The 7,113-nt window shown below is 33.7% G+C and carries 9 protein-coding genes, 1 tRNA gene and 1 other RNA gene; 9 read left to right on the top strand and 2 right to left on the bottom strand.

Annotated elements, in window-relative coordinates; genetic code table 11:
* From hdrC to QZU81_RS07590, 9 genes are all read left to right on the top strand, one after another.
* The coding region (gene hdrC / locus QZU81_RS07630) for a CoB--CoM heterodisulfide reductase subunit C (RefSeq protein ID WP_295590937.1) at positions 1–482 on the top strand (482 nt) is incomplete at its 5' end.
* 21 nt (positions 483–503) lie between these two features.
* Positions 504–1,391, top strand: coding sequence for a CoB--CoM heterodisulfide reductase subunit B (hdrB, locus tag QZU81_RS07625; RefSeq protein ID WP_295590934.1), 888 nt, complete (start codon positions 504–506; stop codon positions 1,389–1,391).
* Positions 1,392–1,589: 198 nt separating this feature from the next.
* Positions 1,590–1,856 carry a DUF749 domain-containing protein gene (locus QZU81_RS07620; protein WP_292825433.1) on the top strand — a complete coding sequence of 89 codons (267 nt, stop codon included), beginning with the start codon at positions 1,590–1,592 and terminating at the stop codon, positions 1,854–1,856.
* Positions 1,853–2,380 (top strand): DUF2096 domain-containing protein, encoded by a 528-nt coding sequence (locus QZU81_RS07615; protein WP_292849821.1) that lies wholly within the window; start codon positions 1,853–1,855, stop codon positions 2,378–2,380. Before QZU81_RS07620 ends, QZU81_RS07615 begins: the two co-directional genes overlap by 4 nt.
* Positions 2,381–2,388: 8 nt before the next feature.
* A complete protein-coding gene (locus QZU81_RS07610) occupies positions 2,389–3,078 on the top strand; it encodes a metallophosphoesterase (RefSeq protein WP_295590929.1) in 690 nt (229 codons plus the stop codon).
* Positions 3,079–3,169: 91 nt separating this feature from the next.
* Positions 3,170–4,099 (top strand): 2-phosphoglycerate kinase, encoded by a 930-nt coding sequence (locus QZU81_RS07605; RefSeq protein WP_295590927.1) that lies wholly within the window; start codon positions 3,170–3,172, stop codon positions 4,097–4,099.
* Entirely contained in the window at positions 4,059–4,448 is a 390-nt protein-coding gene (locus QZU81_RS07600) for a CBS domain-containing protein (RefSeq protein ID WP_292849951.1), read from the top strand. The genes QZU81_RS07605 and QZU81_RS07600 overlap by 41 nt, the downstream gene beginning before the upstream one ends.
* A 176-nt stretch (positions 4,449–4,624) precedes the next feature.
* Positions 4,625–4,933, top strand: an RNA gene (gene ffs / locus QZU81_RS07595) — signal recognition particle sRNA.
* Positions 4,934–4,974: 41 nt separating this feature from the next.
* Positions 4,975–5,058: transfer RNA gene (locus tag QZU81_RS07590), tRNA-Ser, on the top strand.
* 9 nt (positions 5,059–5,067) lie between these two features.
* On the opposite strand, the gene QZU81_RS07585 is transcribed toward QZU81_RS07590, so the two are convergent.
* Together QZU81_RS07585 and QZU81_RS07580 are read right to left on the bottom strand one after the other, a co-directional pair.
* Positions 5,068–5,976 carry a cation diffusion facilitator family transporter gene (locus tag QZU81_RS07585; protein WP_295590924.1) on the bottom strand — a complete coding sequence of 303 codons (909 nt, stop codon included), beginning with the start codon at positions 5,974–5,976 and terminating at the stop codon, positions 5,068–5,070.
* The gene (locus QZU81_RS07580; protein WP_295590922.1) at positions 5,969–7,087 is read right to left on the bottom strand and encodes a pyridoxal phosphate-dependent aminotransferase; all 1,119 of its coding nucleotides are present in this window, start codon (positions 7,085–7,087) and stop codon (positions 5,969–5,971) included. The genes QZU81_RS07585 and QZU81_RS07580 overlap by 8 nt, the downstream gene beginning before the upstream one ends.
* Positions 7,088–7,113 lie beyond the last annotated feature (26 nt).

Raw genomic sequence — 7,113 nt, 5'->3', positions numbered from 1 at the left:
CTGGAATCGAAACTGTAAAACACTGTTTCCAATGTGGTACCTGCAGTGGTAGTTGCCCATCTGGAAGAAGAACTCCATACAAAGTAAGACAAATCGTCAGAAAATGTTTATTAGGTTTAAAAGAAGAAGTTATCACTGATGACGCATTATGGATGTGTACTACCTGTTACACTTGCCAAGAAAGATGTCTCAGAAGTGTTAAAATCGTTGAAATTATCAAAAAAGCACGTAACATCGCAGCTCACGCTGGATACATGGCAAAACCACACAAAATGACTGGTGTATTTGTAATGAATACTGGTCACGGTGTACCAATCAACGATGCTACTAAAGCTTTAAGAACTAAAATTGGTCTTCCAGAAATTCCACCAACAACTCATGCTTTCCCTGAAGCATTAGATGAAATTAAAACAATTTGTAAACTTACCGGTTTCGATGAATTAATTGGTTACGACGAAGCAACCGGCGGATTAAAAGAATAGATTTATGAGGAGAGTTATAATATGGAAATTGCATACTTCTTAGGTTGTATCATGAACAACCGTTATCCTGGTATCGAAAAAGCTACCAGAAAATTATTTGAAGCATTAGATATTGAATTAAAAGATATGGAAGGAGCATCTTGTTGTCCTGCTCCTGGTGTATTCGGTTCTTTTGATGAAGAAACCTGGGCTACTATTGCAGCTCGTAACTTAACTATTGCTGAAGACATGGGTGCAGACATTATGACCGAATGTAATGGATGTTTCGGTTCATTATTCGAATGTAACCACATGTTAAAAGAAAGTGAAGAGAAAAAAGCTGAAATTAACAAAAACTTAGCTGAAATCGGTAGAGAATACAAAGGTACTATTAATGTAAAACACTTCGCTCAAATTTTAAGAGACGATGTTGGTTATGAAAAATTAGCTTCATTAATCGAAAAACCTTTAGACTTAAATGTTGCAGTTCACTACGGTTGCCACTTCTTAAAACCTACCAAAACTATTGGTATTGAAGATAACGCTGAAAACCCACAAATCTTAGATGATCTTGTAGAAATTACTGGTGCTAAATCAGTAGACTACAAAGACAAAATGATGTGCTGTGGTGCTGGTGGAGGTTTAAGATCCAGAGATTTAGATGTAACTACTAGTTTCACTAAAGAAAAACTCGATCACATGACTGCTGCTGGTGTAGATGCAATTGTTAACGTATGTCCATTCTGTCACTTACAATTCGACCAAGGTCAAATTGAAGTAAACGAAAGATATGGAACTGACTTTGCACTTCCTGTATTCCACTTAGCTCAATTATACGGATTAGCTATGGGATTATCAGCAGATGAATTAACCTTCGATGCTCAAAGAATTGATGCAACTCCTGCAATCAAAAAAGCTTTAGGCGAATAAATTTAAGGATTTTTTAATCCTTTTATTTTATTTTTTTTTTAGGCATTGAAAACATAGTTCAGATAAAGTTATCATATTTGATAACTTTTTTTTTTTATCACAAACTTTTTTTGTTTGAAAACATACGAATAATTTGCAATCATGTTTATATATGATTAGGTAAATAAGATTAAGTATTATAATATATGAGGTGTAATTATGTTTGTAGCAACATTAGATGGAATATTTAGATATTCTGACCTTCCAGAAGAATACGAACCTTATGTACAATTTAAAGCAACTATTGATAAAAGAGAACTTAAAGCTAGTGATGAAGTAGCTATTTTAAATATTGCAGGTACTTCAACCCACCATGTATTGTTTTTAGATTCTTATTCCAGTACTGCTGAAATTGAACAAGAATTAAAAGATGCAGATGCAAAAATTAATCATACTACTTTGAAAATTATAGGTGGACATTTATGAGTTTACCCTCTGAACAAAATTGGTTAGTTCTTAATCATTTAATAACTGATTTATCTAAAAAGGGATATGATATCCCTAGCGGAATTAACCCCGAGATGGGATTAATTAGGTCTACCATTAGTTCCTATAAGAGAGATCCATCCCATCCTGATTTGATTAATGGTTTAGCTAAAGCAGAGATGGCCTTAAATAATATTCAGGGAACTCTTCTTACAATTGCCGAAGAAGAAGGCGATGAATATGTTGACCATTGGCTTGATTTGTTAAAGCAGGTCATGAAAGGAGAAGAAGTTTTTGAGTTTGCTAAATCAAGGTCTAGATTTTTAGTTAATACCCCTCCGGGCTTAATTACTGGTAGGATTAATCTAAGAGTTCCTTTAGCTGAAGAAAGAGTTCAGGAAATTGCAGAGTGGAACGGTCTTATCATTGAATTTGAAGATGACGTAACTGTTCAGGTACATGGAGATAAGGAAGATCTTCAATTTGGCTTAAAAGAAATGGGATCTTTCTTTTTAGAAGAGTAGGTGAAATAATGACTAAAATTTTAGCAATTAGTGATATTCACGGAGAAGAGAATGAAAATTTATATACTTATTTAAGTAATAATGATATTGATTTAGTTTTAATTTTAGGGGATATTACAGATTTCGGACCTTTGGAATTTGTAGAAACATTCATCAATAAATTATATGAGTATGATGTTGATGTAATAGCCATTCCTGGAAACTGTGACCCTAATGGAATATGCAATGCTATTAATGATGTTGCATTTTGCCTTCACAACAATATTGTAGCTTATGGCGATGCAGTATTGTTCGGTTTTGGTGGCTCTAATCCAACACCATTTGACACTCCTGGTGAAATGGACGACGATAAGATTTATAGACAAGTTTATGATTTATTAGCTAACTATGATTATGTATACAATTCAGATATTCCTAAAGTAAGAATTTTAGCTACTCATGCGCCACCGTTTAACACTGATGCTGATAGAGTTGCAAATGGTGAGCATGTTGGCAGTTCTGGAATTCAAAAGTCAATTCATGAATTTGAACCAGAAATAAATCTTTGTGGTCATATACACGAAGCAAAATCACTCAGTAAAATTGGAATAACTACTGATGTGGCAAACCCAGGTATGCTTAAAGATAATGGGGCTGTTTTAATTGATGTTAAAGATGGCTCTAATTATGATATAAGCATCATTTCTTTAGATGAATAAGCAATTATTCTCTATCTTTTTCTTTTTTTTAGTGCAATAATCAAATAACAAATTTTATTTAACATTAATATTATATTTTTATGTGGTTGTCATGATTTGGATTACTGGAAATGTTGAGGGTAAAAAATACAAAGAGCCTTTCTCTAAAGGTATTCTCTCACGTTCAATTAATGTTGCAGATATAGGATTTGAAAGAGCATATGATATAGCTAGTGATATAGAATCAGATTTAATTCAAAATAATGTGACTGAAATAACTAGTTATGATCTGGCGGATGTTGTTTTAACTCATTTAAAAACAGTAGATTCAAAAATTGCAAAAAAATATGGAAACTGGAGGTCCCTTAGAAAATCAGATGAGCCATTAATAATCCTGATTGGTGGAGCATCAGGTGTAGGAACATCCTCAATGGCTTTTGAATTGGCTAATCGTTTAAGATTGAAAAATATCATAGGCACTGACATGATTCGTGAGGTTATGAGGAAGATAATTTCTAAGGAATTAAGCCCTGTTGTTCATAAGTCCAGCTTTGATGCTTATGAAAGTGTAAGATTCCCTTCAATTAAAATAGATCCTGTTATTGAAGGATTCATTAATCATGTAGATGTCGTTAATGTTGGCATTGAAGCCATTATCGAAAGGTCTGTTAAGGAGGGTATTAGTACGATTATTGAAGGGGTGCATGTTGTCCCTGGATTTATCAGAAAGGATTTGATAGAAAATAATAATATCATTGTTTTTTCTTTAACTGTTGATGATGAAGAATCACATAGACAAAGATTTTATTCAAGATGCAGACAACCGTGGGTAAAGAGGTCACTTGAAAAATATATGGATAATTTCGATACAATACGAAAAACCCAGCAGTTTTTAGTTGAACAATCAAAAATTCATGATGCTCGCATAATTAATAATGTGGATATTAATGAAACAGTAGATGTCATGATAAGTGATATACTTGAAAAATTCGGAGGTGAAAATAATGTTGAGCAAGAAAGTAAAGGAAATAATGACAACTGATGTTATAACAACAGCTCCTGATGTTGATGTTGTTTGCGCATTTGAGAAGCTAATGAAAAATAAAATCAGTTCTCTTCCTGTTGTTGATGATGAAAACTTAGTTGGAATCATTACAGCTACTGACGTTGGTCATAATTTAATTTTAGATAAATACGAATTAGGCACTAATGTTGAAGAGATAATGATTAAACCTGTAGTTACCGTTTCTCCTGAAGATGATCTTGAAGCAGCAATTAAGATAATGAAAGAAAATGCAAATTCAGGAATTTTAAATCAGCTTCCTGTAGTTGAAGATGGTAAATTAGTCGGTATTATTTCTGATGGAGACATCATTCAAGAAATACTCTAATTTTATCCATTATTTTTCTATTTTTTTAATTTTAATCGATTTTAAATTAGTTACAATAATTAAATTTTTTTCCAAGAAATCCTTTTTTCATAATTCAATTTTTTTTACAGTAATTATTTTTATTTCCAGTAACTAACTTTTTACTAACCTTTATATATTATTAAATTCATATATTATTACTGGCTAGACTGGAGGGTTAGGGGTCCTCTGTAAGCACACACCCCCTTTGGTGCAGTTGAAGTCCGGAAGGCGGCTTTTTAAGAGAATGTAAGCCTAAGAAAAACAGCATAGAAACCTCGTCCTGCAGGATTGGTGGTGATGAGATTTTTACTGGAGGGTAAAAATTAGTCATCTTCAATATGGGAACGGGTCAGGCCCGGAAGGGAGCAGCTTTACTATTAACATTCAATGCTTGTAGAATCCCGGGGTGGAGTTGGGTTTTTTAGATCACTTATATTTTTGAGATTAGTCCACTTAGTTTATAAATAAGTTTTTACATATAATTTATTATACTTGTTTTTTAATTGTCGGGATGGCCCAGCCTGGTACGGCGTCGGACTGCTAATCCGATGGTCTCACGACCTCCGGGGTTCAAATCCCCGTCCCGGCGCTTTTATTATTATTCATCTATTTCTTGGTCATGGTCATAACTTAATCCAATTGGACAAGCATGAACACTAACATATTTTATTTCTGGAATCTCTTTGATGATATTATTCTGAATAACATGCACAATTTTGTGTGATTCATCTAAAGTCATATCTCCATCCATTTCAATATGCAATGTTACTGCAGCATAGGCGCCCAAATAATCCACTTTAATATTATGAGGATTTTGAGCATAGGGGCTGCTGTTTTCTGCAACTCTTTTAATTTTATTTATGAATCTTTCAGAGGGTATTTTCCCCATGATGTTATTGATATTTTCGTTTCCGATTTCAAATGCTGTTTTTAAGATTAAAAATCCAATAACTAACCCTACTATTGGATCTAACAGAGGAAATCCCATATTGGATGCAACCACTCCAATTAAAACAGCAATTGATGAGAAGATATCTGTTTTTTGGTGTTTTCCATCAGCTACAATTGCAGGACTTTTGATTTCCTTACCTAAATTTATAATATACTCACTGACACTATAGTTAACGAATATTCCAAAAAATGCCATGAGTGCCGCATAAATATCAGGGGTTGTAATTAAAGTTGGATTCAATATTTTTTCAACTGCTCCGCTCATAATCTCATATGCAACCATTGTTAAAAACAATACGATTACTAAACCGCTTATTGCTTCAGCACGGCCGTGCCCAAGAGGATGCTCTTTATCTGCAGGTTTTTGACCTATTTTAAACCCAACATATGCTATGATTGATGTTGTAATGTCTGATAGGGTATGACCTCCTTCGGAAATCAGTGCATAACTTCCAGACATAATCCCAACAGCAACATTTAAGATGGTTAAGATGGTGTTTGCAACAATTGCAACAATCGCTGCCTTTTTTCCACCTTTTTCTCTGAATTCATCCATTAGCTACACGCTCTTCTAAAATGTCCATTGCTTTTTCAATGTTTTCATAGGAATTCGCGTAAGACATGCGCACATGGTTTGCACCATTTGACCCAAATGCAATTCCAGGAACTGTAATTACTCCAGCTTTTGCAGCTTTCATAACAAAGTCTTCATCTTCAATTTTAGGGAATACATAAAATGCGCCTTCCGCATTAACTGTTTCGTATCCCATTTCATTTAAACGTCTTACAATCAGGTCACGTCTTCTTTGGAATTCATTAACCATTTTTTCAACCTCGTCCTGTGGTCCGGTTAATGCTTCATAAGCTCCTCTTTGAGCGGTATTATTGGCACAAGCAATATTGTACTGGTGTATTTTAAGCAGTTGTTCAGTATAATCTTCATTGGCGGTTAAATAACCGATTCTAAGTCCGGTCATTGCATAAGTTTTTGAAAATCCATTTAATGTAATTACATTGTCACTGTACTTTGCAGGGGAGTAATGTTTTTTATCATAAATAATTTTTTCATAGATTTCATCAGAGATAATCAAGAAATCTTTATCCATTGATAAATCGGCTATTGCTTTAATGTCCTCTTTTTCCATGACTGCTCCAGTCGGGTTTGATGGTGAATTTAATATGATCGCTTTTGTTTTATCGGTAATCTTTTCTTGGACATCCTCGGCTTTCAGCTTAAATTCATTTTCCATGGTACAATCAACAGGTACTATGGTACCGTCAGCTATTTTTACACATGCTTCATATGAAAGAAAACTTGGATCAGGAAGTAAGACTTCATCTCCTTTTTCAATGAATGCCTGAGCGCACATGAACAATCCTTCGCTGGCACCTGCTGTTACAATAATATTTTCGGGATTTGTGTTAATCCCATTTTCATTTTTGAATTTCTTAACAATCTCTTCTCTCAATTCAATTTTTCCTTTGTTGGATGTGTAGTGTGTATCATTTTCATCAATTGATTTTTTCATTGCATTTTTGATATTCTCAGGAACGTCAAAATCAGGTTCACCGATTCCCAAGTTTATTGCATCAGGATTTGTGACTTCAAACATTTTTCTTATTAATGACAATTCAATTGACTTTGTTCTGCTTGCTGGATTAATCATAACTTTTACCTCTTTAGTATTATTAT

This window comes from uncultured Methanobrevibacter sp., assembly GCF_902770715.1.
In the GTDB taxonomy this organism is placed as follows: Archaea; Methanobacteriota; Methanobacteria; order Methanobacteriales; family Methanobacteriaceae; genus Methanocatella.
Note: the sequence above shows the minus strand (reverse complement) of the source record. Positions and strands in the feature narration are given on the sequence as shown.

Excerpts from the sequence above, each read along its gene's own strand:
- QZU81_RS07615 (WP_292849821.1), top strand. The coding sequence starts at position 1,853 with ATGAGTTTACCCTCTGAACAAAATTGGTTAGTTCTTAATCATTTAATA.
- QZU81_RS07620 (WP_292825433.1), top strand. The coding sequence starts at position 1,590 with ATGTTTGTAGCAACATTAGATGGAATATTTAGATATTCTGACCTTCCA.
- QZU81_RS07605 (WP_295590927.1), top strand. The coding sequence starts at position 3,170 with ATGATTTGGATTACTGGAAATGTTGAGGGTAAAAAATACAAAGAGCCT.
- hdrB (WP_295590934.1), top strand. The coding sequence starts at position 504 with ATGGAAATTGCATACTTCTTAGGTTGTATCATGAACAACCGTTATCCT.
- QZU81_RS07580 (WP_295590922.1), bottom strand. The coding sequence starts at position 7,087 with ATGATTAATCCAGCAAGCAGAACAAAGTCAATTGAATTGTCATTAATA.
- QZU81_RS07610 (WP_295590929.1), top strand. The coding sequence starts at position 2,389 with ATGACTAAAATTTTAGCAATTAGTGATATTCACGGAGAAGAGAATGAA.
- QZU81_RS07585 (WP_295590924.1), bottom strand. The coding sequence starts at position 5,976 with ATGGATGAATTCAGAGAAAAAGGTGGAAAAAAGGCAGCGATTGTTGCA.